This is a genomic window from Vibrio intestinalis (assembly GCF_025195085.2).
Lineage (GTDB): Bacteria > Pseudomonadota > Gammaproteobacteria > Enterobacterales > Vibrionaceae > Vibrio > Vibrio intestinalis.
The window spans coordinates 675,243-700,799 of record NZ_JANAVY020000001.1; the positions used below are offsets into that span (position 1 = coordinate 675,243).

At 44.9% G+C, this 25,557-nt stretch carries 23 protein-coding genes; 10 read left to right on the forward strand and 13 right to left on the reverse strand.

Translation table 11 applies throughout. The features are described from left to right. Positions 1-9: 9 nt before the first annotated feature. The gene (gene msrB, locus MU515_RS02945) at positions 10-429 is read right to left on the reverse strand and encodes a peptide-methionine (R)-S-oxide reductase MsrB (protein WP_260258881.1); all 420 of its coding nucleotides are present in this window, start codon (positions 427-429) and stop codon (positions 10-12) included. 337 nt (positions 430-766) lie between these two features. Between msrB and gap the strand changes: the two genes are divergently transcribed. Next, a complete protein-coding gene (gene gap / locus MU515_RS02950; protein WP_260258882.1) occupies positions 767-1,762 on the forward strand; it encodes a type I glyceraldehyde-3-phosphate dehydrogenase in 996 nt (331 codons plus the stop codon). A gap of 109 nt (positions 1,763-1,871) precedes the next feature. Next, the gene (locus MU515_RS02955) at positions 1,872-2,756 is read left to right on the forward strand and encodes a D-hexose-6-phosphate mutarotase (protein ID WP_260258883.1); all 885 of its coding nucleotides are present in this window, start codon (positions 1,872-1,874) and stop codon (positions 2,754-2,756) included. A gap of 146 nt (positions 2,757-2,902) precedes the next feature. On the opposite strand, the gene MU515_RS02960 is transcribed toward MU515_RS02955, so the two are convergent. Then, positions 2,903-4,789, reverse strand: coding sequence for a methyl-accepting chemotaxis protein (locus tag MU515_RS02960; RefSeq protein WP_260258884.1), 1,887 nt, complete (start codon positions 4,787-4,789; stop codon positions 2,903-2,905). Positions 4,790-5,107: 318 nt separating this feature from the next. Here MU515_RS02960 and rlmA point away from each other — a divergent pair, with 318 nt between their 5' ends. The 5 genes from rlmA (at position 5,108) to MU515_RS02985 (ending at position 11,246) form a co-directional block, all read left to right on the forward strand. Continuing rightward, on the forward strand, positions 5,108-5,941 hold the full coding sequence (gene rlmA / locus MU515_RS02965) for a 23S rRNA (guanine(745)-N(1))-methyltransferase (protein WP_260258885.1): 834 nt from the start codon (positions 5,108-5,110) through the stop codon (positions 5,939-5,941). A gap of 126 nt (positions 5,942-6,067) precedes the next feature. Next, entirely contained in the window at positions 6,068-7,006 is a 939-nt protein-coding gene (locus MU515_RS02970) for a ChaN family lipoprotein (protein WP_260258886.1), read from the forward strand. Positions 7,007-7,139: 133 nt separating this feature from the next. Next, a complete protein-coding gene (locus tag MU515_RS02975) occupies positions 7,140-7,493 on the forward strand; it encodes a hypothetical protein (protein WP_260258887.1) in 354 nt (117 codons plus the stop codon). A 121-nt stretch (positions 7,494-7,614) separates the two neighbouring features. Then, a complete protein-coding gene (locus MU515_RS02980) occupies positions 7,615-9,504 on the forward strand; it encodes a BCCT family transporter (protein WP_260258888.1) in 1,890 nt (629 codons plus the stop codon). Between the two features lie 164 nt (positions 9,505-9,668). Beyond that, on the forward strand, positions 9,669-11,246 hold the full coding sequence (locus MU515_RS02985; RefSeq protein ID WP_260258889.1) for an alkaline phosphatase: 1,578 nt from the start codon (positions 9,669-9,671) through the stop codon (positions 11,244-11,246). Positions 11,247-11,316: 70 nt separating this feature from the next. Here MU515_RS02985 and MU515_RS02990 read toward each other — a convergent pair whose 3' ends face one another. Together MU515_RS02990 and MU515_RS02995 are read right to left on the reverse strand one after the other, a co-directional pair. Continuing rightward, on the reverse strand, positions 11,317-12,957 hold the full coding sequence (locus tag MU515_RS02990; RefSeq protein WP_260258890.1) for a mechanosensitive ion channel domain-containing protein: 1,641 nt from the start codon (positions 12,955-12,957) through the stop codon (positions 11,317-11,319). A gap of 189 nt (positions 12,958-13,146) precedes the next feature. Next, complete coding sequence (locus MU515_RS02995) at positions 13,147-13,584, reverse strand: YcgN family cysteine cluster protein (RefSeq protein ID WP_260258891.1); 438 nt, start codon at positions 13,582-13,584, stop codon at positions 13,147-13,149. Between the two features lie 156 nt (positions 13,585-13,740). Here MU515_RS02995 and MU515_RS03000 point away from each other — a divergent pair, with 156 nt between their 5' ends. Together MU515_RS03000 and MU515_RS03005 are read left to right on the forward strand one after the other, a co-directional pair. After that, a complete protein-coding gene (locus MU515_RS03000) occupies positions 13,741-13,992 on the forward strand; it encodes a GlsB/YeaQ/YmgE family stress response membrane protein (RefSeq protein WP_260258892.1) in 252 nt (83 codons plus the stop codon). A gap of 66 nt (positions 13,993-14,058) precedes the next feature. Continuing rightward, positions 14,059-14,307, forward strand: coding sequence for a YkgJ family cysteine cluster protein (locus tag MU515_RS03005; protein ID WP_260258893.1), 249 nt, complete (start codon positions 14,059-14,061; stop codon positions 14,305-14,307). Here MU515_RS03005 and MU515_RS03010 read toward each other — a convergent pair. Genes MU515_RS03010 through MU515_RS03020 form a run of 3 tightly spaced genes read right to left on the reverse strand, consistent with a single transcriptional unit; the run spans position 14,299 to position 16,648 of the window. Further along, positions 14,299-14,946, reverse strand: coding sequence for a helix-turn-helix transcriptional regulator (locus MU515_RS03010; protein WP_260258894.1), 648 nt, complete (start codon positions 14,944-14,946; stop codon positions 14,299-14,301). The two genes, MU515_RS03005 and MU515_RS03010, sit on opposite strands and share 9 nt — an antisense overlap. A 28-nt stretch (positions 14,947-14,974) precedes the next feature. Next, positions 14,975-16,252, reverse strand: a complete 1,278-nt coding sequence (locus MU515_RS03015; RefSeq protein WP_260258895.1) for an L-cysteine desulfidase family protein — start codon at positions 16,250-16,252, stop codon at positions 14,975-14,977. Positions 16,253-16,267: 15 nt separating this feature from the next. Then, positions 16,268-16,648 (reverse strand): RidA family protein, encoded by a 381-nt coding sequence (locus MU515_RS03020; protein ID WP_260259177.1) that lies wholly within the window; start codon positions 16,646-16,648, stop codon positions 16,268-16,270. A gap of 315 nt (positions 16,649-16,963) precedes the next feature. Here MU515_RS03020 and MU515_RS03025 point away from each other — a divergent pair, with 315 nt between their 5' ends. Then, positions 16,964-18,223 carry an amino acid permease gene (locus tag MU515_RS03025; protein ID WP_260259178.1) on the forward strand — a complete coding sequence of 420 codons (1,260 nt, stop codon included), beginning with the start codon at positions 16,964-16,966 and terminating at the stop codon, positions 18,221-18,223. Between the two features lie 75 nt (positions 18,224-18,298). Here the strand turns inward: MU515_RS03025 and MU515_RS03030 are convergent, their stop codons facing one another. The 6 genes from MU515_RS03030 to MU515_RS03055 form a co-directional block, all read right to left on the reverse strand. Beyond that, positions 18,299-20,614 (reverse strand): immune inhibitor A, encoded by a 2,316-nt coding sequence (locus tag MU515_RS03030; RefSeq protein WP_260258896.1) that lies wholly within the window; start codon positions 20,612-20,614, stop codon positions 18,299-18,301. Positions 20,615-21,042: 428 nt separating this feature from the next. Further along, positions 21,043-21,642: a recombination mediator RecR gene (gene recR, locus MU515_RS03035; protein WP_260258897.1), complete on the reverse strand. Its 600-nt coding sequence runs from the start codon at positions 21,640-21,642 to the stop codon at positions 21,043-21,045. Between the two features lie 16 nt (positions 21,643-21,658). Further along, a complete protein-coding gene (locus MU515_RS03040; RefSeq protein ID WP_006959389.1) occupies positions 21,659-21,988 on the reverse strand; it encodes a YbaB/EbfC family nucleoid-associated protein in 330 nt (109 codons plus the stop codon). Positions 21,989-22,074: 86 nt separating this feature from the next. After that, positions 22,075-24,252: a DNA polymerase III subunit gamma/tau gene (gene dnaX / locus MU515_RS03045; RefSeq protein ID WP_260258898.1), complete on the reverse strand. Its 2,178-nt coding sequence runs from the start codon at positions 24,250-24,252 to the stop codon at positions 22,075-22,077. Between the two features lie 12 nt (positions 24,253-24,264). Then, positions 24,265-24,810, reverse strand: a complete 546-nt coding sequence (gene apt, locus MU515_RS03050) for an adenine phosphoribosyltransferase (RefSeq protein WP_260259179.1) — start codon at positions 24,808-24,810, stop codon at positions 24,265-24,267. Positions 24,811-24,982: 172 nt separating this feature from the next. Then, the gene (locus MU515_RS03055; RefSeq protein ID WP_260259180.1) at positions 24,983-25,348 is read right to left on the reverse strand and encodes a YbaN family protein; all 366 of its coding nucleotides are present in this window, start codon (positions 25,346-25,348) and stop codon (positions 24,983-24,985) included. Positions 25,349-25,557 lie beyond the last annotated feature (209 nt).

Consider the following 25,557-nt stretch of genomic DNA (forward strand, 5'->3'; position numbering starts at 1 on the left):
AGCGGTGAATTATTCACCGCTTTTTTGTGGATTGTTGAAAATTAACGACACCGAATTAACACAGTAACGTTCACCGGTAGATGGCGGGCCATCATTAAAAACGTGGCCTAGGTGGCTATCACAAGCGGAACAACGAATCTCGATTCGCTTCATTCCGTGACTTAGATCTTCTAAATAGCGAATCGCCTGCGCATCAATAGGCGCATCAAAACTCGGCCAGCCACATCCTGAATCATACTTATTATCTGATTGAAATAATTCAGCATTACAACAAGTACAGTGATAAATGCCACTTTCTCTGTTATGCAGCAGCGTGCCACTAAAAGGGGCTTCTGTTCCTTGCAGTCGACAGACTCGATACTGTTCATCAGATAACGTCTCACGCCAGTATTCATCTGACTTCACGACGCTTTTCGACTTCTTTTCCATCTGATTACTTCTCCATTTTTTACTTTATTATTATCTAAATTTCAGTGAAAAACTTGCACCAAGCAGCCTTTGTAGCACATACTTTCTCACCGAGATAGCGCGATGCAAAATCCAGGATAGGATTTGAGTCGCCAATAACATTTTACGTCAACTGGATAGGATAAAAATCTACGATCCGTCTAAAAGATAACCGTTTGCGACTAATTGTGAAAAAAAGCGTCTGTTTTTTTTGACTTTAAACAAGTTAAGTCCGATTATCTGTTGCAGATGTTTACTGGATTCTGTAATTTTACTACCAGTTATCTTTAATCAGAAATTAAGTTGTGGAGCAACTATAATGACTATCAAAGTAGGTATTAACGGTTTCGGCCGTATCGGCCGTTTCGTTTTCCGTGCAGCGCAAGAGCGTAACGACATCGAAGTAGTAGGTATTAACGACCTAATCGACGTAGAGTACATGGCATACATGCTTAAGTACGATTCAACTCACGGCCGTTTCAACGGTACTGTTGAAGTTGAAGGTGGTAACCTAATCGTTAACGGTAAGACTGTACGTGTTACTGCTGAGCGTAACCCAGAAGATCTTAAGTGGGATGCAATCGACGTAGACGTTGTTGCTGAAGCTACTGGTCTTTTCCTAACTGACGAGACTGCACGTAAGCACATCACTGCTGGCGCGAAGAAAGTTGTTCTAACTGGTCCTTCTAAAGACGCAACTCCAATGATCGTTATGGGTGTTAACCAAGACACTTACGCTGGTCAAGACATCGTTTCTAACGCTTCTTGTACTACTAACTGTCTAGCACCTGTTGCTAAAGTTCTTAACGACAAGTTCGGTATCGTTTCTGGTCTTATGACTACAGTTCACGCTACTACAGCAACTCAAAAAACTGTTGACGGTCCTTCTGCTAAAGACTGGCGCGGTGGTCGTGGTGCTTCTCAGAACATCATCCCATCTTCAACTGGTGCTGCTAAAGCTGTAGGCGTTGTTCTTCCAGAACTAAACGGCAAACTAACTGGTATGGCTTTCCGCGTACCAACAGCTAACGTTTCTGTAGTTGACCTAACAGTTAACCTAGAGAAAGGCGCATCTTACGAAGCTATCTGTGCAGCAATGAAAGAAGCTTCTGAAGGCGAACTAAAAGGCGTTCTAGGCTACACTGAAGACCAAGTTGTTTCTCAAGACTTCATCGGTGAAGTTCAAACTTCAGTATTCGATGCTAAAGCTGGTATCGCTCTAACTGATAACTTCGTTAAAGTTGTATCTTGGTACGACAACGAAATCGGTTACTCAAACAAAGTTCTAGACCTAATCGCTCACATCTCTAAGTAATTTCTTAGGATGCGCAATTAGCGTATGACTTTTAAAAAGGCGACTTTATAGTCGCCTTTTTTGTATCCAAAATTTCTGTTGGCATTTGACTAACAAAAGGACTTAAACGATGGATTTAGTCTCACTCCCTGCCCATACGGTTCTCTCTGACAACGTAACAATTGTAGAAAAAGACAACGTAAAAATCGTTCGCATCATCCACGACAAAGCGACCGCTGGTATCTCGCTGTTTGGTGGTCATGTGGTTTCTTACCAACCTGCAGGTCAACAAGATCTGATTTGGATGAGCGAAGAAGCAGTATTCGATGGCGCTAAAGCGCTTCGTGGTGGTATTCCTGTTTGTTGGCCATGGTTTGGTCGCATTGCTGCGCCTGCTCATGGCTTCGCTCGCAGCACAGTGTGGGAACTGGTTGAACACCGTGAAAATGACAACGGCGTTATTGTCGAACTTGCCCTATTCCCAAGTGAAGAAACTCACGACATTTGGCCACATATGTTTGATGCACGCCTTCTTGTTGAAGTTGGTGATGAGCTTAAAGTTACTCTAAAAGTAACCAATATCGACGACGATGCATGGACATTCTCTGGTGCATTGCACACCTACCTAAACGTAGGTGATATTGAAAAGGCACAGACGACCGGCATGGGTAACGAATACATCGACAGCTTGCTTGAAGATAAGGTTTGCCAAGGCGGTGAAACACTAGTGCTGACTGACACTATCGACCGTGTTTACACAAAACCTGAAGCGGTAATTAAAGTGTCAGACCCTGTTATCAACCGTGTAATCAACATTGAAAACCACGGCCACAACTCTGCAGTACTTTGGAACCCATGGGCGGCTGGCGCTCAAGGTATGGGTGACATGCAAGATGATGGTTACCAAACCATGCTTTGTGTTGAGTCCACAGTACACGCGCCTAGCATCAATGAAGGTATTACCCTTCAACCTGATGAAAGCTACGCACTAAGCACAGTTATCTCTGCAAGCTAAGCGACGCGCTTAACTAACAAGCGAGATTAAACGATAAAAAAGGCAGTGGTATATTCATACTACTGCCTTTGTGTTTTTAGTTTTAGCTATATACCTTAATCAGCCCGTTCTGAGTCATCCCCCAACTCGGCTAAGTCCCAGCTGAGCTACACTTTAAACTTATTGGTAATCTCCGCTAAGCTTTCTACCACCAACGACAGATTTCTAGTCGACTCTTCCGTCTGCATGGCATTGTCATTAGTGTGAGTCGCCAAGCTATTCACAGCCACCACAGATTGGTTTATTTCCTGCGCCACTGCATTTTGCTCTTCCGCTGCTGTCGCAATTTGCGCGTTCATGTCTTGAATCATATCCACAGAGCTTAAAATGGAGCTTAACGAGTCTCTCGCTTTGCTTGCCATTTCAATCGCACCTTGGGTTTGATTCTGACTTTGCACCATTGAATCTACCGCCGTTTCCGCCACTGTTTGCAGCTTACCAATCGTCTGGTTGATTTCTTCAATACTGTTTTGAGTTCTACTCGCTAAAGAGCGTACTTCGTCTGCTACAACCGCAAAGCCACGCCCCTGCTCACCTGCACGTGCCGCCTCAATTGCCGCATTAAGTGCCAATAAGTTGGTTTGTTCCGCAATGTCACGAATCACGTTCAATACATTAGCAACGTTACCCGTTTCATGTTTTAGCTCAGTAATGGTTTCAGCCACTAGCTCGATATCTTGACCGAGTTTGTTAATCACTTCCGAAGTTTCGGTTGTCACTTCAGCACCAAGCTGCGCGTGTTCAAATGCATCGGTCGCCGATGTAGAAGCATGTTGTGCATTGCGAGAAATTTCCTCAACAGTGGAGACCATCTCATTCATCGCGGTAGAAGTCAGTTCCATTTGCGATATTTGGTCAGTCGAGCTGCTGCGGGTATTTTCCGCAAGGTTCGCTAACTCTGAGGACGTGCTCTCAATATGATTAGACTGAGTGTTAATACGACCAACCATCGCTCTTAGGTTTGCTACCATAGATACCGTCGCGGCATAGACACCCGTGTCATTACCTTTCGCCTTCGCATCAACGGTTAAATCCCCTTCTGCTATGCGTTCAATGATGTGCTGGATGTGTTTTGGTTCGCCACCAATAGGTACATAGATGAGCTTTTGAATCACCATGTATATCACGCCTAAACTGATTAGGATGAATGCAAGAGCTGACCACAAAGAGAACTGCAGCATTTCTTTACTTGGCGCGAGGATTTCCACCATCGGTTCGTAAGTGAATACGGTTAGTCCATGTGGGTTAGGGCCATTTTTGGTACCAATATGCTCATCACTGCCGTTAATTTGGTAAGTGATGTGTGAGCCATCAAAATCTTGGTACATTGGTCTAACTTCATAAATGTTCTTACTCAGCAAGTCAGGATATTGAGTGAACAAGATGTTGTCGTTGCCATCAATTAAGAACAGTTGGCCATCAGGCACGTTCTCTTCAACCAACTTAAGCCAAACGTCAGATGAAATATCTGTACCTGCAACACCGATGAAGACACCATCTTTCATCACTGGCACTGTTAAAGATGAAAGTAATTTGCCAGAGATCTGATCGACACTCGGTTCCGTTAGTACGAATGGCTTGCCTGATTTCGGTCCAGAGAACCACTCCCCTCCCAAGCTCATCCCGCTAAATTTTTCACCGGTATGTTCTAGAGATGAGCCATTATCAAAGACGATGTACGTTGCACTAGCGCCAACGGTCTTATTTAAGTCCTTGAGCATGTTAAAAATGGTCGCTTCATTTAACACCTGACCATTTTGATATTGCATTGCCTCGCTGATCGCACCCAAACGTTGCTCAATATTAGTGACATATTGATCAACCTGAATCGAGACAGACAAGCCTTGTTGTTTTCTGAAGTTAACGGATTCTTCGAGATTGTAGTTTTGAAAAGTGTTGTAACTAAACAGCGAAACGCCGAGTACAGTGACAACTAATATGCCGCCAATAATTAATGTCAGCAGCCGCTTTAGCGTCATTTTGCTTAAATCCATAAATAGAGCCCAAATACCATTACTATTGTTTGTTTATAGTTATGATTTCCCAATCTTCTCATTAACGGTTCTCTGTTGATTGAACACGTTAACGGCACACTCCTATGCATTGCAATTGTTTACATATAGACAAGGCTGATGATAGCACTATCTATTTCAGGCAAAACTTGAAGCAAAACACAGAGTTAACTTTTGGCTAAGGTACAAACAGCAAATTAAACAACTAAATGATTAAACGTGGCTCAAGATCATATCTATTTATCTATCCTGGCCGTTTTTTGCTACACTCCACCCCAGTTAAAATAGGTTAAGATTTCCATGCCGTACCAATGCCCGCTTTGTCATCAATCGCTGACATTTTCAGATCGCACATATCGCTGTGCTAATAACCACTCGTTTGACCTAGCTAAAGAAGGCTATGTGAACTTGATGCCCGCGCATCATAAACGCTCTAAAGATCCCGGTGATAACAAAGAGATGATGCAAGCTCGTCGCCGCTTTCTTGAATGCGATTACTACCAGCCGATGAAGAAGAAGATCGCCCAACTGTGTGCTCAATTTGTTCAAGGTACCGAGCATCAGCTGCTTGATATTGGTTGTGGTGAAGGTTACTACACGAATGAAGTAGCTCAGCAGTTGTTGGCACAATCAGCGTCAGCGCAAGTGTTTGGTTTGGATATCTCTAAAGTGGCTATCCGTTACGCATCAAAACGCTACCACAATTGCCAATTCAGTGTGGCTTCTAGCCATCGCCTGCCTTTTTCTGACCAAAGCTTAGACGCGATTCTACGTATCTATGCGCCATGTAAAGCGCAAGAGTTGCAGCGCTGTATTAAAGATAACGGCGTTGTGATTACTGTTTCTCCGGCTGGCCGTCACCTTTATCAACTGCGTGAACATATCTACCAAGACGTCAGACTGCATGACGAAAAGCCAGAGCAGATCGAAGGGTTTGAGTTAGAGCATCAAGAGATACTCAATTACGTTATGCCGCTTAAACAGGGCCACGGATTTGATCTATTACAGATGACGCCTTTCGCTTGGAAAGCCAGCGATGAGCTGCGTGACATGCTTAAATCAACTCCGCAGTTTGATTGCGAAGTCGATTTTATGATTCGCGTTTATCGTAAACAGCCAGCATCAGCGGAATAAACGTTGAGCATCACTAAGGTCTCTATTACTCTCTAAAAAGTGAGAGTACGTTAACCACATCAATGAACTCTGTTTGGTTAACTTCGTACTCTACACTTAACTAGGATGGTTATTAGAGGCCTTACTATGAGCAAATTTTTATCCATTGCCCTTGGCGCGTTTACACTCACCGCTTGCGCGGCCACTTCTCCATCACAATCTTCCCAAGCCATTGTTAGCTTCTATGACTATCAACTTGCAACGCCGAAAGGCCAAGTAATAGAGCTTACAAGCCTGCCAAGCACCATAACTAGCGCGGACGTAATTTTAGTAGGTGAATGGCACACCCACAGTGCGGTGCATCGATTCCAGACCGATCTTCTCAAACAGCTTAGCAAGAACAATCGCCCGATTGCCTTATCTATGGAGCAGTTTTCACGCCCTTATCAAGCGGTGATCGATAATTACCTAGCCGGTGAAATTGGCGAGCAAACTTTTATCAAACAAACGCAAGCATGGCCAAACTATGAGAGTGATTATCGCCCTTTAATTGAACTCGCCAAGCGTAACCAAATGTCGGTCATTGCTTCTAATGCGCCAAAATCTATTGTGCGCTGTATTGGCCGTGAAGGTATTGAATATCTCAAAAAGCTAGATTCTACGCACCGCAGCTGGGTGGCAAATCAGATCAACACCCAAGATTCTCCCTATAAATCAAAGTTCATGGCTTCAATGCATCACGGCAAGCCTGAGCAAACCGAAAAACACTACGCCGCGCAGATCACATGGGATGAGACGATGGCAGAAAGTATCGTCAATCACCTCACCAAGTTCCCCAACCAACAAGTTATGCACATTGCTGGTAAATTCCACACCGAAAATGGCTTAGGCATCAAAGCTTCTATTCTTCGCCGTAACCCTCAACTAGACGTGGTTGTGATTACCCCTGTCACCACTCTCAGCCAAGAGAGCACAGATTATCAACTGGCTGTGCTTGCGCCACCACAGCGTTACGTAAAAGAAGAGAATCAGCTTAAGGCTTACCACTCCATCAATCACAGACACAAAAAGTTACACTGCCAGTAAGCGTACAAATACTAGTGGACAAAAAGTGGCTTGGTTTTTGCTAAATAACTTTTGATTCAATCAGCGAATAATTCATCAAAGTTTTAGTCATGCTGGTCGATACATTAGTTGAGGACCGTTACAGGAGATAGTTATGACACCAGTAGGAATGGAGCCAGCCAAGCTGACACCAGCCCAACAAGTCAAGCCTCAAGCCAAGCCAACTGAAGCAGCGAACAGCCCTGCGCCACTAAAAGTAGAGCAGAATAAAGTGACGCTATCTGAAGAAGGCAAAGCCTTGCTTGCCGCTTTACAAGAAATAGAAAAAGAAAGCTCAGCGGCAAAACCTGAAAAATCTGTCGGCGATAAGGTTGAGTCCTTTGCTCATGGAGCGCTGGGTATGGATCACCCAGATAAGGTAAAAGAAGAGGAAGACGATTCATATTCTGCAGGGCAATTAGTTTCCGCTGCGGCAACCATTGGTGGTTTGATATTGATGCTTGCTTGATATTTTTATCAAGCAAGTACCACAAAATTTCCATTTATCTTCACGACAAAATTGTCTGTTTGTACCTAAAAAGCCTGACCCCACATAATGGTCAGATACTTTTTAATGGATGAACTTTGTCGTGAAAAATTCCTTCGCGCTTATCGACAAGCCGACCTTTTTTGGTGCAATTACCCTTCTTTTGGCTGTTGTTATCCCTTTAATCTTATTCCCTGAACAAGGGGCAGATTGGATAGCTGTGGCTAAAACCTTTATGACCGATAAACTCGGTTTCCTATATTTGGCTCTTGGTCTATGTGCCTTCTTCTTTATGATCTATGTTGTGTTCAGCGACATGGGACAAATCAAGCTAGGTGACCCTGACGAAAAACCAGAGTTTGCCACCTCTTCTTGGGCAGCGATGCTGTTTTGTGGTGGTATCGGTGCAAGTATCCTTTATTGGGGTTGCATTGAATGGGCATACTATTACCAATCACCACCATTTCAATTAGAACCGGGGAGTGAAGAAGCCGTTCGCTGGGCTGCCACATACGGTATTTTCCACTGGGGCCCAATTGCATGGGCAATTTACCTTATCCCAGCCCTACCTATCGCATACTTCTTCTATGTACGTAAACAACCTGTATTGAAAGTGTCTAGCGCGCTTATGCCAGCCATTGGTGAAGAACGCAGTAAAGGCGCCGTCGGTAAAATTGTTGATGTGCTATTCATTTTCGGCCTACTAGGCGGCGCAGCAACCACTCTTGGCCTTGCCGCTCCTCTTATTGGTGAAGGCCTAAACTATTTGTTTGGTATTCCGCAAACCACCTTTAGCCAAATCGTTGTACTGCTAGTCTGTACCGCAATTTTTGGTTACTCCTCTTATGCGGGCATGGAAAAAGGCATCAAGCTACTGAGCAACATTAACTTCTGGGGCGCGATGGGTCTATTGGCTTTCGTACTTGCGGTTGGTCCTACAATTTTCATGCTTGAAACAGGCTTAGACTCTATCGGTCGCATGTTGTCTAACTTCTTCTTGATGGCTACATGGGCAGAACCGTTCGGTGGCTACGGCTCATTTGAGAATACCCACTTCCCACAAGATTGGACAATTTTCTACTGGGCATGGTGGCTAGTTTTTGCACCGAGTATGGGTTTGTTCATCGCGCGTATTTCCCGTGGCCGAACAATCAAGCAAATGGTCTCTGGCTCTATCTTCTTTGGCTCGTTAGGTTGCTTCCTATTCTTCATGGTTCTAGGCAACTACGGCTTGTCACTGCAGCTTTCCGGTGAGTTGGATATCGTAGGCATTCTTAATACACAAGGTGCGACTAAAGCGATCTTCTCAATGCTTGAAGCCCTGCCAATGGGCACGCTCGTTATCGCGGTATTTACTCTACTTTGCGTGATCTTTACTGCGACAACCTTTGACTCTATCTCTTACATCTTGGCATCGGTCGTTCAAAACAACGTATCTGAAGAACCAATGCGTTGGAACCGTCTATTCTGGGCGTTTACTCTATCGTTCTTGCCAACCGTACTGATGTTTATGGGTGGGCTAAGTACACTGCAAACAGCGGCGATTGTTGGCGGTTTGCCGCTACTGGGTATCTCTGTGATGCTGATGATTTCTGCGGTACGTGCAACGTCGTTAGATTTACGTCATCAAGAAGATTACGTTGAGCCAACCATCAATATTGAAGAACTACCAGAGATGGACCCTTGGTCTTCTGAAGGTATTGCGCTGGCGCGCTTTGAGAAAAACCGTGATGCGGCTCAAGATGCAGCAGAAAGCGAACGTGAAGCCATGGCTCATTTGATGAGAGTGAAAAAACGTATTCGTGCCTTCGCACTAGAGCACAGCGGTGCGGAAGAGTTTGCTGACCACCACTTGCCAGCAGAGCTACAAGCCGAGCTTCAAGCCGCGCTTGATGACGTGAGCAAAGCTCAAGATGCTAAACAGCAAGCCTCTGAGCAAGCACAGCAAGCTCGAATCGAATTTAACAATGCGGTAATTAACGGCGCGGCATAATTCGTTAGCCTATTCTCCTTCCGTAAGTCAAAGCCCACTCCATGTGGGCTTTTTTTGTTTTAAAGCAGCGTATTATGACAGATGGGTGAAGTTTCCATTGCAGTAACAATAGTGCAATCACTCCATGATTAACTGACCCCGCTTTTATGGAGAAGGAATATAAAATGAAGCACCTAATCAAACCGCTCGTTGCTGCAGTGGCAACAACCACCATTACGTTCAGCGCCGCCTCGGCTGAAATCAAAAACGTCATCCTAATGATTGGTGATGGCATGGGGCCTCAACAAGTTGGCCTACTTGAAACCTACGCGAATCAAGCGCCTAACTCTATCTACAAAAAACAGCCAACCGCACTGTTTAAACTTGCTAATGATGGCGTCATTGGTTCTTCTTTGACCCACCCTGAAGATGCCATAGTGGTTGACTCCGCCTGTTCAGCTACCATGCTGGCGACAGGCCAATACACCGCCTCTGAAGTGATTGGTATCGATTCAAAAGGCAATCACGTAGAAACAGTCCTTGAGAAAGCAAAACGCCTTGGCAAAGCCACTGGGCTTGTTTCTGATACCCGCCTTACCCACGCAACACCCGCCGCTTTTGCTGCCCACCAGCCGCATCGTTCGTTAGAAAACAACATCGCCTCAGACATGCTTAACACAGGTGTGGATGTCATGCTCTCTGGCGGTATTCGTCATTGGATTCCTAAATCAACCAATGATAAGGGCGACACTTATCAGCAACTGAAAACCCTGACTCACGGCGACGTCTATCTAAAATCAAAACGTAAAGACGAGCGAAACTTACTGCTCGAAGCGCAAGATTCTGGCTACAACTTGGCGTTCAACCGCAAGATGCTTGAACAAGCCAAAGGCGATAAGTTACTAGGCTTATTCGCCTACTCAGGAATGAATGACGGCATTAAATACAGCCAAACTAAAAATGACCCAAGCCGCACTCAGCCAACGTTGAAAGAAATGACAGTCAAAGCCATTGATCTATTATCTAAAAACGACGATGGCTTTTTCTTGATGGTTGAAGGTGGTCAAATTGACTGGGCAGGACACAGCAACGACGCGGGCACTATGCTGCATGAAATGATCAAGTTCGATGAAGCCGTTAACTCTGTGTACGAGTGGGCGCAAGGCCGTGACGATACCATAATCATTGTCACCGCCGATCATGAAACAGGCTCGTTCGGCTTTAGCTACTCATCGCAAGATCTGCCAAAACCAGAGCAACGTTCAGGAAAAGCATTTAAAGATCGCCCTTACGCGCCGAACTTCAATTTTGGTCAGTTTGAAATTCTTGATGGTCTATACAACCAAAAACAAAGCTACTACGGCATGATCAGCGAGTTTCAAAAACTCGATAAAGCGCAGCAAACTCCGGAAAAATTAGCTGAGATTGTTAACGCGAGCAGTGATTTCCCTATCACGGCCAAACAAGCTGAAAACGTATTAAAGAGCAAGCCAAACCCATATCGTCTAGCTGGTCACAAATACCTATCGAAAGAACAAGTACCTGCTATTAACGACTTTGATGCTTTCTTCCCTTATAACGACCGTGGCAACATCTTAGCGCGTGAACAAGCAACGGCAACCAACACAGTTTGGGGAACAGGTACACACACCCATACGCCAGTAAACGTGTTTGCATGGGGCCCTGCCGAGAAAATCTTGCCCGTTTCGAAAATCATGCATCACTCGGTGCTCGGTGATTATCTATTGAGCATGGTCAACTAGCTTTCAACCCTAGCTTTATAGCAATCAACACCGCATAAAAAAGAGCGCCGATGCGCTCTTTTTTTGCTGATTACTCCTGTTTCCCAACCATGTGCAAATGCACATCTTGTTGTGGGAATGGAATCGAAATTCCTTCACGGTCGAAGCGCAATTTCACTTCTTTGGTTACGTCCCAATATACATCCCAGTAATCGTCGGTCTTCACCCATGGGCGAACAATGAAATCCACCGATGAAGTGTTCAAGGTATGCACTTTGATCATTGGTTCTGGAGTACGTAATACCGCAGGGTGAGCAGTAACAATATCTGTTAATACGCTTTCGGCTTTCAGTAAATCATCGGCATAACCAATCCCAAACACCATATCCACGCGGCGAATGCGCTCATGGGTCACGTTCTTAATCACATCGCCCCAAATTTTGCTGTTTGGCACAATAATGATTTGGTTATCAAAGGTTCGAATCGTGGTGTTCACTAAGCTCATATGGCTTACCTTGCCATCAACGCCACCAGCAAAAACGAAATCTCCCACATCAAATGGGCGATAGATCAGTAGCATCATACCTGCCGCGAAATTGGACAAGGTGTCTTGCAACGCAAAACCGATAATCACACCCGCAATACCGAAACCAGTCAGGATTGGGGCTAGGTTTAGACCAATCTGCGAAAGGCCTACCATAATACCGATAACCCAAACCGCTTTACTCGACATCGAAACAAAGAAGTCTTGCATCAACTGTGACAGTTTGAGGTTTTTCGACACCACGGTTTTCGAAACAATCTTACGCGCCAAACGGGCAATTGCACTGGTGAACAATAAAATGAAGATGAACACTAACAACTGGAAAAAGTGCTGCGGCGCGTTTTCTGCCAACCAATTAAACGCACCCGATGACCAGTTAGAAATGATAGAAACAATCACCTTACCGTTGAGTAAGTCTTGGGTAATACTGCCCGTCACTTCAAACACTAAGCGCTTATATTCAGCAGTTTCAATGCCTAAGTTGTCACCAATGGGAATCAAAGCACGCAAGCTTGTGGTGGCAATATCCAATCGCTGCTTAATAATCAATTGATTAAGCTGAATGCTCGCTTTTTCAGACTCTGGGCTAGACGCTAATTGGTTCGCGGTGAAATCATTCTGCTGATTAAAATACTCAACCGAGGCGGACAACAAACGTAAACGACTGTTGGTTGCCTCGCGCAGTTGCTGTTCTAACTTAGCGTCAGGCTTATTGAGTTTGTTCAACCACGTATAGTTTTGCCAACTCGACGAATACATCGAATCTAAGTAGTTTTGCAACTCTCGGATATCGTTAATCAGTGCTAGCTTTTCTTCTGTCTTCGCCTTGTTGATCTCCTCACTCAGCTGACCGATTTTCTCATCCAGATACTGAGTTGCACCTTGAGTGTATTTCTTCTGCTTCTGAATTTGAGTCAGTAAGAAAGCCTCTGGCAAATCGCCACTTTGAACCGCAAGCGCCAGCTTCGCACGTAGCTCTTCATTTTTGTGAAACAGTTGCAGTTGAATGGCATCACGATCATCACCACTGGCAGTGGTTAAACTGCGGGATAAATCGGCAATATCACTGTTAATTGAGTTGATGGCTAACTCGGTTTTAGAAGGGTTAATCTCTTGTTCGTTTTGCTCCGCATGGGCAAACACAGAACATAAGCTAAACAACACAATCAATATTAGGCGTGGCAACATAGAATCCTCACTTATAAAGCCATAACGCGAAGCCTATCAATAAGTTATAAATCTAGCATCAAAAAGGCGTCAATATTGAGTGTATACCAGCAAACAATCAGGCGTGAGTTTTCTGCTCGTCATTTCACACCTAGTGCTAAAAATAACAAAGCCCTCTAAATAGAGGGCTTTGTAGCAAAATATCCAGTTCTAGCGGTTGGGATGATTTAGGATGTGATCTTCCCAATTTACCACATCAATCTCATAAACCACTTTATTGCGCACGCTTTCACCTGCTGCATGCATGGCCGATTTTGAGCCAGTGATCAATGGATGCCACTCTGGCAAGCCTTCACCATTGGCCATTAAGCGATAAGCGCAGGTATGAGGTAGCCATTGGAAATCTTCAATATCTTCACGAGTGAGCTTGGTGCACTCTTCATCGTAATTGAAGCGATTTGGGTAATCCTTACATGAACACGTTTTGCTGTTCAGTAAGCTACACGCAACGTTGGTGTAGTAAATCTCATCGGTATCCTCATCCATAAGTTTATGTAGGCAACATTTACCACACCCATCGCACAGAGATTCCCACTCTTGCTCGCTCATTTGCTCTAGGGTTTTGGTTTGCCAGAATTGTTCGCTCATAGACTCAGTACTTCAGTGTTTTAATTGGGTCAGCTTATTAGTTTAGCTTTTGTTGTAAGGGTGCGATTTATACTCTTGTCACTGTCAAAGTGCAAGTCTCAAACTGCTCACCATGTTCTATGCTTAGTACGTATCCAGCTCTATTAAGGAGAGAACATGGGCATTATTTCTTGGATTATTCTCGGTTTAATTGCTGGCGCGCTCGCAAAATGGTTAATGCCGGGTAAAGATGGAGGTGGTTGGATAGCCACTATGCTACTCGGGATCGCTGGCGCGTTTGTTGGTGGCTTCTTAGGAGGCTTACTAGGCTTTGGTGGTGCCGATGGCATCAACATTGGCAGTATTGTCACCGCGACTGTTGGTGCGTTCGTCTTGCTGTTTGTTTATAACCGATTCTTGAAGGGCTAGTCGCCTCTTCCAATTTCAACAAAAATCATCATAATAGCCCCCTTTATTTTCTGGGGGCTGATTATTATGGAATGTCGATTAGGTTGCGGCGCATGCTGCATTGCACCAAGTATTTCTTCTGCCATTCCTGGCATGCCAAAAGGCAAGCCTGCTGGTGTGCGCTGTATTCAGCTCAATGAAGACAATTTGTGCAAGCTATTTGGCCAGCCTGAACGCCCTAAGGTATGCCACCAATTTAAGCCTTGCCCAGTGGTGTGTGGTACAACCAATAAGCAAGCCTTAGACAACATCACCGAGCTGGAACAGTTAACCTAATTCTCTTAAGTAGAGATAGATAGTATCTCGCGAGATACCCAGTTGATTGGCAACCGTTAACACTGCATCTTTGATCTTAAAGATGCCCAAGCCATGCAGCCTTGTGACCACCTCACGGTTACGTTTCGATGGCGAAATAGCCTCGTTACTCCACACCTCTTCTTTCACCGTATCAATGGTACTTTCGATTGTCTCATCAATATTGCGAGCGAAGGTTTCTGGCGATGGCGTTTCATTACAGCAATCCCCATTCGGCGGTAAAATTGCTCGTAAGAAAGAGTGCACTGGCGCGCCCATATCCACGTTAATACACAACAAACCAATTGGCTTATTTTTTGGGTTTCTAACGATGGTGGTAATAGAGTGCAAGGCCTTTCCGCAACTCGTCTTAGTCAGATAAGAGTCCGAAACGTCCTTGCCCTCTTTCAGCTTCATTAACGCTAAGTTAGTGATTGGCGCACCTTCATCTCGTTCAGTAACATGACCATTGGCAATCTTTATTATCTTGGGTAGCTCGGCATCTAAGCTATGCAATACTACTTCGGTGTGTTCACCATACATTCGAGCGATACCGTCGACGACGTTTCTCATAGAGTTCAAGATATCGAGGTCGCTTTTGGTCAGTTTTTTAAGTTCCAACGTGCCTTACCTTAGCGTTTAAATGATTTTACGCAGACATAATATCGATAATTGATTTATCGGTATATGCCATACCTAAACTTACCATAGAGCCAACGTTTTTAATGGTTTGCTCTACTTCTTGCCCTACTATACCTTGATTTTGAACTGAATGGTTATTCATCGCCATCAAATAAGAGCGTACTGCTGTCGTCGATGAAGTACATACTTTCATCGCACAAGAAGATTTCGCACCGTCACAGACCATGCCTGAGCTATCGCTGATGACGTTCTGAATCGCAAAGCATGATTGCTCAAAACTGCCACCTGCTAGGTAAACCAGTGCCATCGCTGCGGCTGCACTGGTCACTGTATTACCACAAAATGCGGATAATGGTGGGTAGTGAGATTTGATGTAAATAGCACCAAGATGACTCATAATAAGTGCGCGAGCTAACTGATCTTCTGAGCTATTTAATACTTCTGCAGCCACCACAACTGGCATGGTTGCTGCGATGCCTTGGTTACCACTGCCGAAGTTACTCATTGCTGGTAGTGTTGCACCGCCCATACGCGCATCCGACGCTGCTGACGTCATCATCTGAATTCGGCTCATTAAATCGTTACCTAACAAACCTTGCTCAATGTTGGTTTTAAGAGTGCGGCCAATTTCTAAGCCATAAGCATGAATAATGCCCTCTTGCGCCAACTGAGTATTCAATTCAGCCGCTTGTAGGATAAAGCGGATGTCTTCAAACTCAGCTTGCATCGCAAAGTCATAGATCTCTTTGATTGAGATATTAACGCCTTCACACACTGAAGCCGTGGCAACGCGTTGATCTTGTGGCGCTTCAAAAGTGATTTCACCATTGAGTGTTTTGTTGATGACATTAGTATGACCACCACTAATAGTGATACTTACTGTGTCATCACCTGCAGTCATGGTCACACTACAGTAGATGAACTCTTGGGTATCAATGCGTGATACCGTCACTCTATCTTGGTCAATCAGAGCTTGTGCAGCGGCAACGTCTTGCGCGTCGATTTTAGCCAACACTTCAAGCTCTGCATCAGGATTGCCCGCTAAAGCACCTACCGCTGACGCGATTTTCAGGCCGACTTTTCCTGTTCCTGGTACATAAACCCCCATCGAGTTTTTGTACAGGTTGTCCGACACTCGCACTTCAATACGGTCAGGAGTTTTATTCCCTAGCTCTTTGCTCGCTACTGCTGCTGCATATGCAGCAGCAATGGGTTCGGTACATCCCAAAGCAGGTTTAACGACTTGCTTGATAATTTGGATATATTGTTGCCACTGCTGTTTCATGATCAAACTCCGTGCTTACGCTTTACAAGCGATCGCTTCAACTTCAATTAATACGCCAAGCGGCAGATCTTTTACTGCAAAGCAGCTACGCGCTGGGCAATCTGTTTTGAAGAACTCTGCATACACCTTGTTGAATTCAGCAAAGTCTTCAATGTTCGCTAGATAGCACGTGGTTTTCAGTACGCTTTCAATGCTGCCACCGCCGGCTTCTAGTACATTTTTCAAATTCGTTAATGACTGTTGGCTTTGAGCAGTAATACCACCTTCAACCACTTTCCCCGTTTCACTATTTACCGGTAACTGACCTGACGTAAAAATAAACTCGCCAAATGACGTGCCGTGAGAGTAAGGGCCAATCGCAGCTGGAGCTTTCTCTGAATTGATCACTTTTCTCATCATTTCCTCACATATATTTTAGTTATTTATCTACAATTACGTAACACAACAACGTGCCACACCTGCATTCTTTCAACTTTATCCGAGCATAACAACCTACTCAGATCACAAAAACGATCTAATTCTCGTCTAAATTTGAAAAATATCGCCAACTTCTCAAATTTATATGAACTCAGATTAATTTGATTGATCAATTAATTTTACTCAACTAGATTTGAGAAAAATTCATAACTACACGAGAAAATACAAATGAGCGTGAATGTACCTACAGAGAACCTCCCTCTAGGCAAAGAGCCGCCGCACATTAAAGCAGGCATGAGCGAACAAGAGTGGAAACAAGCAATTAAATTAGACAGCACAGACTGGGGCTGGGTAATCATGAGTATTGGTATGGCGATTGGTGCCGGTATCGTATTCTTACCCGTTAAAGTGGGTGTGCTAGGCCTATGGGTATTCCTAGCGTCTGCGGTAATTGGCTACCCTGCGATGTATCTTTTCCAACGCCTTTTCATCAATACACTTTCTACCTCGCCAAAGTGCCAAGATTACGCAGGCGTTATTTCTGGGTACCTAGGTAACAAATGGGGCGCGCTACTGGGTGTTCTCTACTTTGTTATGCTAGTGATTTGGGTATTTGTTTACTCCACCGCCATCAACAATGACTCAGCTTCATTCCTGCAAAGCTTTGGGGTAACCGAAGGCTTATTGTCTGAAAACCCATTCTATGGTTTGGCTTTAGTGGTTGCCTTGGTAGCTATCGCGTCTCGCGGTGAAAAGATTCTCTTTAAAATCAGTACCGGTCTTGTATTAACTAAGCTATTCACCGTTGCGCTGCTTGGTTTCATGATGGTTGAGAAATGGGACTTCGCAAATGTTGGCGCGATTCCAGAAACAGGCGCTGGCCTTAAAGATGCGATTGAGCTACTGCCATTTACACTGACTTCAATCTTGTTTATCCAAAGCTTAAGCCCAATGGTTATCTCATACCGCTCTCGTGAAAAATCTATCGAAGTTGCGCGCTTCAAAGCGATGCGTGCTATGAAGATTGCTTTCGGCATCCTGTTTGTAACCGTATTTTTCTACGCGATCTCGTTCACTCTTGCAATGTCACATGAACAAGCGGTAAAAGCGGCTGAAGAGAACATTTCTGCACTAGCAATGGTGGCGCAAGGTATGGACGGTGCAACGCTGAAACTACTGAGCCTAATGCTAAACATCTTCTCTGTAATGACGGCATTCTTCGGCGTTTACCTAGGCTTCCGCGACTCTTGCCAAGGCCTAGCAATGCTAGCACTTAAGAAAGTAATGCCAGAAGAGAGCATCAACAAAGATCTTGTGACTAAAGGCATTATCCTATTCGCAATTCTAATGTCTTGGGGCGCGATTGTACTGAACCTTCCTGTACTAAGCTTCACGTCAGTATGTAGCCCTATCTTCGGTCTAATTGGCTGTTTGATTCCGGCTTACCTTGTGTACCAAGTGCCATCTCTACATAAGTTTAAAGGCGCTTCACTCTACCTAATCATTGCGACAGGTATCCTACTGTGTATCTCTCCATTCGTAGCGTTTAGCTAATCGAGTTTATGCTCCTGTACCCCCCGTGCAGGATAATAAAAAGCCCGCTATCACTAGCGGGCTTCTTCGTATTAATTACCAAATCTTCATAACGTTAACCGTTGCACTGCTGCCATCAGTCGCCTGATCAACCACTTCCAGTACAATGCCATAATGCGGAGTTAAGCGGCCAGTCGCTGGTCTGGTCGGGTTCGAGTAATCTTCCCAATCCGCAAACTGTGGGTTCGCGACGACATAAGGGTCTGTTAATACTCGACCTTGTTTGTCCACCATGGTGATTGGTGTCCCAACTGCGGTATTAAAGGCAGCATCGCGAACTTGGTAACGGGAAGTCGCTGGTGTACCGTCATCCCACACCTGTGGGTTTCTATCGGCATCCACCACACCTAACCAACCTTCTCCCGGATGGCCAGATACACCGTTATCTGTGTGCGAAGTATCCACATACCAAAGTACCAAGCCCGGGTCAAAACTCATAATGTGCTGATTACGGTTAATATGCGCTAAACCTTTATCTACGCCTTTATGCTGACGCCACTCAGCTAAGTAGTAATGCTCATAATCAAATGACCCATCATTAAGCACCATACCTGCAAAAGTGAGCTCTGGTTCTACGGTTTCCCCATTGAAGTAAGCCACTTCTTGACCATCAGCTACGATGCGAACCTCATCGAACCAAAAACCATTTTGAATATAGCCACCATCGGTTAGATAGTTAAAACTGATTGTTACGTTTTGACCGGCAAAAGCACTCAAGTCAAAGCTCGCATCTACCCAATCTGCTGATGTTCCAGTAAAACCGATACCATAGCCAATTGCATGTGGATCATGAGTAGTCGTGATGTTTCCGGCTATTGGTGTTCCATTTACCAAAACGCGGCCAAAATCAAAATCAGGTTCGATGTCGTACTTAACCTTAAAATTTAAAGTCGCACTAGCGGCATTCGGAATTTTCACCGTCACATTCAGGTTAGTGTTTAGGTTATCTCCTCGCAGTGAGTAGAAAGACTGAGTACCAATAACATCCGACAATGTGACTTTCTTAGGTGGTAAATTGATACGCAGGAAATCATGGTTACCCCCTTTTCCTGCCGCTTGGTCTAGCTTCACTGCATATGGCTGGCTATTAAGATCAGCAAATTCTAACACCTCACCGTGAAGCCAATTGCCTCCTAGAGAGTTCTGCAGGAACTGCCTTGCCCATGGACTAAAGCCTGTCGGCTCAGTTCCCGGGATAAACCCTGCCCAAGAACCAGACGACATGATAGACCAATATGACACTGGTTCTCCGGGAACACTGTTCCATTCGTCTTCACCATAAACGGTGTCGTATTCATCGGGTAAACCTAAGTCATGACCATATTCGTGCGCAGCAACACCGGCAGCAGCATCGATTGGCTGAATTGTATAATCGTACGCAGCAAGTTGACCGCCCCAGTTCGGAATTGGTGTAGATGTACCATTAATAGGGAATACACCACCAAGATTCCAACGGTGAGACCAAATCGCATCAGAGCCTAAATGACCGCCACCTGCTTCTTGACCGACCGCTGAGTGAAAAATCATGATGTGGTCGATAAGACCATCAGGTTCGCGCAGATTTCCATCACCATCAATATCGTAACGATCTTCTAAATCGTAATCGGACAAATCAACATTTGGATCAGCCGCTGCAGCGAGCAGTGCTTCGCGAACTAAATCACGTGCGTTCACATCTCGAGCAGAACCTTGTTGCGCCCCATAAAACGCAGCCGGATGTTTGGCCTGATACCACCCCCCAACACCACCGATTTGAGTATATGAACCACCCGACTGCTGCTCATAGAACTGCACCATAGAGATAAGATTCTCGCCATTGCTCCCTACGTAACCAGCGCGGTTGAATAGCATATCCTGATAATGACTCGGCGCGTAATTCTCATAATAATTTGAGGTTTCTTCAGGGGTAACTTTATTCGCTGGGTAATCGGGAAACTCAATCAAAATAGCGAGTATCTTGTCTTGAGTGACTGGACCATTCCATTGCTGGTTTGAATCCGGCAAAGCGTACGGCGCAGCAACTTGCTGATTTGGTTGGGTTTCCATCAAAGAAAGTAAGCGCTGATTGCGCTTTTCTTCTAAGTTGGCCAATTGTCCTTTTTCTGGCAACTGGGTATGAGTCATCGCAAGGTACTGATGTAAGGCTTTAACCGCCTCTGTTTCATTTGCCTGTGCTGGAATGACTCCTGTTTTCTTGAGCATCATAATCATACGATCTTGGTTAATGACGCCAAAATCCACGTGAGGATGCTGTTTTGGTGCTGCCATAGCGCTCGCACCGATGCTACCCAATAATACTGACGTTAAAACGGTCGCTAATTTAAGGGTAAAGGTTCTTCCTTGTTTCTTCATTTATTAACCTTTCTGTAAACATTTATTATTTAAAATATAAATTAAATACAAAAGGAAATATAAGACTGCATACTTTATAAATTCCAATTTCATTTATTTTGATAAACTAATTGGAACTATTTGTCTAACATCAAATCAGGAAAAATCACTATTAATCTCGCAAATCACGCCTGCACAAAAAACAAACAAAACCCATAACAAACTTAATAAAAACAACATCATAAAACAAATTTAAAATCCAAACTTATTATAAAAATCAAATATATATAGCCGATTATATTGTAATATCCGTTCTTGAACCCATCTCAAACTATCAACATAGCTCGAGTTATGTTAATAATATTAATAGATAAAACTATTATTATTCTGATAAAAAATAAGCCCATCGCTAGGATGGGCTTATTTATAAAAAGATATTTAATAAGACACTAGATCTTATGTCTACCAAGTAAAGAGTGTGATAACGTCGTGCCGTCCACCAGCTCTAGTTCTCCGCCAACAGGAACACCATGAGCAATACGACTTGCCTCTACTTGGTGTTCATGGCAAAGCTCAGCAATATAGTGTGCCGTAGCTTCGCCTTCTACGGTTGGGTTGGTGGCAAGAATCACTTCTTTAACATCGCCTCGACGTAAACGGTAATCCAGCACATCCAAGCCAATATCACTAGGGCCAATGCCATCTAACGGCGACAAGTGTCCCATCAAAACGAAATAGCGGCCGGAGTATTGTCCAGTAGCTTCGACAGCAGCAATATCAGCTGGGCTTTCTACCACACAAATTTGCCCATTTTCCTGACGCTTAGGATTAGTACAAATGTGACACGTTTCTTCTTCAGTAAACGTTCGGCATTCATTGCAGTGGCCTATCTCAGTCATTGCTTGACTCAGAGCATCCGCCAATTGCAAACCGCCTTTTCTATCCCGCTGTAACAAATGAAAGGCCATACGCTGCGCCGACTTGGGGCCAACCCCAGGTAGACAACGTAAGGCCTCCATCAATTGTTCCAGCATATGACTGGTACGCATTAACTAACCTTGTCGATTAGAACGGCATCTTCATACCTGGTGGTAATTGCATACCGCCAGTTACGCCAGCCATTTTCTCTTTTTGAGTTTCCTCAACACGGCGAGCTGCATCGTTGAATGCTGCTGCGATTAGATCTTCTAGCATCTCTTTGTCGTCTTCCATCAAGCTCTCATCGATCTCGACGCGACGTACGCTGTGGCTACCAGTGATAGTCACTTTAACTAGGCCAGCACCAGACTCGCCAGTTACTTCCATATTAGCGATTTCTTCTTGAAGCTTTTGCATACGCTCTTGCATTTGCTGGGCTTGCTTCATTAGGTTGCCCATTCCGCCTTTACCAAACATGTTTATCTCTCTGGGTTAGCTTGTTTCGTTATTAGATGGGGTCGAAAGTGTTACTTTCAACCCCCATGATTCTTTATCTGTCTGTGTTAGATGGGTCTAACACTCTCTTTATCTAGCTCTGCAGCAAAGCGCGTCTCGATAAACTTAATGTTTTCATCAGACTCTAAACTATCAAACGCTTGTTGAAGCTTGCCTTGATACAAAGCATCGCGCAGTTCTAGCGGAGATTGTCCGCTCTCACCTACTTCGACACTCAAATGGCACTCTTCGTTCAATACCGTGTTGAGCGCTTGCAGTAATTCGCTCTGTGCACGGTCGGTATTTAGGTGCGCTTGCTGCGGACGCAGTGTTAGCAAAATAGATGAGCCATTTTTCTGATAGTGAGAGTTAAGCGCAAGCTGCTCGGTTAACTTGGCAGTATCTAAACGAGCGATCAACGCCGCCCATTCATTTTGAACCACAGATTCATCCGCCAGTTTCTGCGCCATTTCAGGCGTTTTTTCATGCTCCAATGCTTGTTTAATTTGCGTTGGAGTCAGCTCTTTCTTCTTCGGCTGAGCTTGCGGTGAAGAAGGTTTCCAGCGATACGCTTGATCTTGCTCTTCAACAGGTGGTGCACTTGGCAAACCGTTGCTTAATGGCGACACCTGCGCTGAACCTGCGTGTTTTTGAGCAACACGGTCAAGTACAGACTCTTTCTTATTTGCAGATGTCGCATTAGGCTTTTTTGCAGGTGCCCCTGAAGCCGGCGAAGCTTGATTACCAGACAAACCATTACGCTGCGAGCGCAATTGATGGCGCAAGCCACTAACGCGTGAAGCAGGCTGAGACGTCGCTTGAGTCGCTGGTCTTGCCGCCGGTTGCGCTTGTAGTGGCGCTTGCTGCGATGGCATACCCGCTGATGACATATCGTTAGTCGGCATATTTGACGGGTGAACCGCGTCATACTGATCGCTGTAATGCTCTGGCGGCGGCGCTAAATCGTACTCAGGTGCTGATGGCGGCGCAGACACAGGAGCGACAGGTGCGCGCTGCGGTGTACTTGACGCATTCGCCATCACTTCTTGCTTAACCTGTTGAGGCTGCGCCGGTTTCGCTACTGGTTGAGCCGTCGCTGCTGGCGAAGCTGACTGAGCAGGAGCACTCACTTGGGTAGAAATAATATTCGCCGATGTTGTTGCCGCTGGTCTAAAGGCCATCATGCGTAATACAACCATCTCAAGCCCAACACGTTCAGAAGGGGCAAGCGGTAAGTCTTGGCGGCCTTTTAAAGCGATTTGGTAGTAGAGCTGAACATCTTGCGGTTGCAGTGCTCGGCTCAATAGCTCAATTTTTTCAGCATCTGGCTGACCTTTATCAAGCGTACTTGGCAGTGCTTGATACATAGCAATTCGATGCAATTGACTAGCAAGTTGCTGCAATAACCCATCCCAATCGACACCGTTTTGCGCCAATTGGTGTACGGCTTCGATGGCAATCTGAGGCTGCTTATGACTGATCGCTTCCAATAAATGAATAGCATGATCAGTATCAAGCGTGCCCAGCATGTGAGAAACCAGCTCGGTTTGAACTTGGCCATTGCCAAGGGCAATTGCTTGGTCAGTTAAGCTTAAAGCATCACGCATACTGCCATCAGCAGCATGAGAAATCATACCGAGCGCACGCTGCTCGAATGTCATTCCCTCGGCTTGCAGTATCACTTCAAGCTGCTGGTGAATGTCATCAACGCTGATTGGCTTAAGATGGAACTGTAGGCAACGAGACAAAATCGTTACCGGCAGTTTTTGCGGATCAGTGGTCGCAAGTAAGAACTTCACATACTCTGGCGGCTCTTCTAACGTTTTTAGCAAAGCGTTGAAGCTGTGGCGCGATAGCATGTGAACTTCATCGATCAGGTAAACTTTGAATCGACCACGTGCAGGTTTGTACTGCACGTTATCTAATAGCTCACGAGTATCTTCAACTTTAGTGCGAGATGCCGCATCGATTTCTAGTAAATCAACAAAGCGACCTTCGTCTATCTCTTTACAGGTATCACACTCACCACAAGGGTTGGCGGTAATACCGGTTTCACAGTTGAGCCCTTTGGCAAATAATCGACCAATGGTGGTTTTACCCACACCGCGCGTACCACTAAATAGATAAGCATGGTGCAGTCGATTCTGCTCTAAGGCATTTTCAAGGGCTGTTAAAACATGGGCTTGACCAACTACTTCTTTGAATTTAGTTGGTCGCCACTTTCGCGCTAAAGCAAGATAACTCATGAACCGTTCCGATTAGTGACCTTCAAACTCACAGATGCTGTATACGTTTAGGCCTAGTTTTTCTAGACGCTTATCACCACCGATTTCAGGAAGGTTGATAACAAATGCAGCGTGCTCAACTTCACCGCCAAGTTTACGGATTAGCTGAGTGGTGGCTTCAATTGTGCCGCCTGTTGCTAGTAGGTCATCAACAACCAACACTTTGTCACCTTCTGAGATTGCATCTACGTGAATCTCTAATGTGTCAGTGCCGTATTCAAGCTCGTAGCTTTGAGCAACTGTCTCACGAGGAAGTTTACCTGGTTTACGTACTGGTACGAAGCCAAGACCTAGCTCAAGAGCAAGCGGAGCACCGAACAAGAAACCACGCGCTTCAGTACCTACGATTTTGGTAAAGCCCATGTCTTTGTATTTTTCAACTAGCAGCTGAATCGTTGCTTGGTAGGCTTTTGGGTCTTCCATCAAACTGGTTACATCACGGAAAAGGATGCCTGGTTTTGGGTAGTCTTGAATGCTTTTAATGCTTGCTTTGATCTGTGAGATTGTTTCAGTCGTCATAATTTCTTTCTTAAGATTGGCTGCGCAGTCGTATTGGTTACGGCTAATGTGACGCAGATAAGGATTGTTCACACTCCCCAACTCTGCTTTGAAGACAATTAGCCTGCGAGCGATCTAGGGGCGAAAAAACAAACGCCTGCTTCCGATGAAGCAGGCACACTTCTTACCAATCTTAGTGATTTTCTTCTTGCTCAGCAAGGCGCTCTATCACAGGTAAACGAATAAACCAGCTAAGTAGCACCACTAACATCACTACTAGCATAATCTTTAACCAGAAATGCGGGACAATATAAATAGAGAAACTAAAGCTCGCCACCATAGCGATGGCCCCGCGCAACTTTACTTTACGCGTCACCGCACGGTGTTGGTGCCAGTTTTCAATGATAGGGCCGAAGGTTTTATGCGCCACTAGCCACTGATTAAAGCGAGGGCTACTACGCATAAAGCAAGCACTGGCAAGCAGCACGAATGGAGTCGTCGGCAATACAGGTAAAAAGATACCAAGGAATCCAAGCAACAAACTAAGGCCGCCCACTATATTCAGGGCTATGAGACGAATGGTAATGGTGTGCTCCAATCTTAATAGCTCGCGTAGCCATTAAGCACACGAAGCCAAGTTAATATTGCTGGCAACATTGGGATAAGTAGAACCAAAATGAATCCCAAAAAGTAGAGAATATTATAAGGTTCTTTGAAATCTTTGTCTGTCATGTTCGCTTACCTCACTGTAATGAAATATTGCAGCCC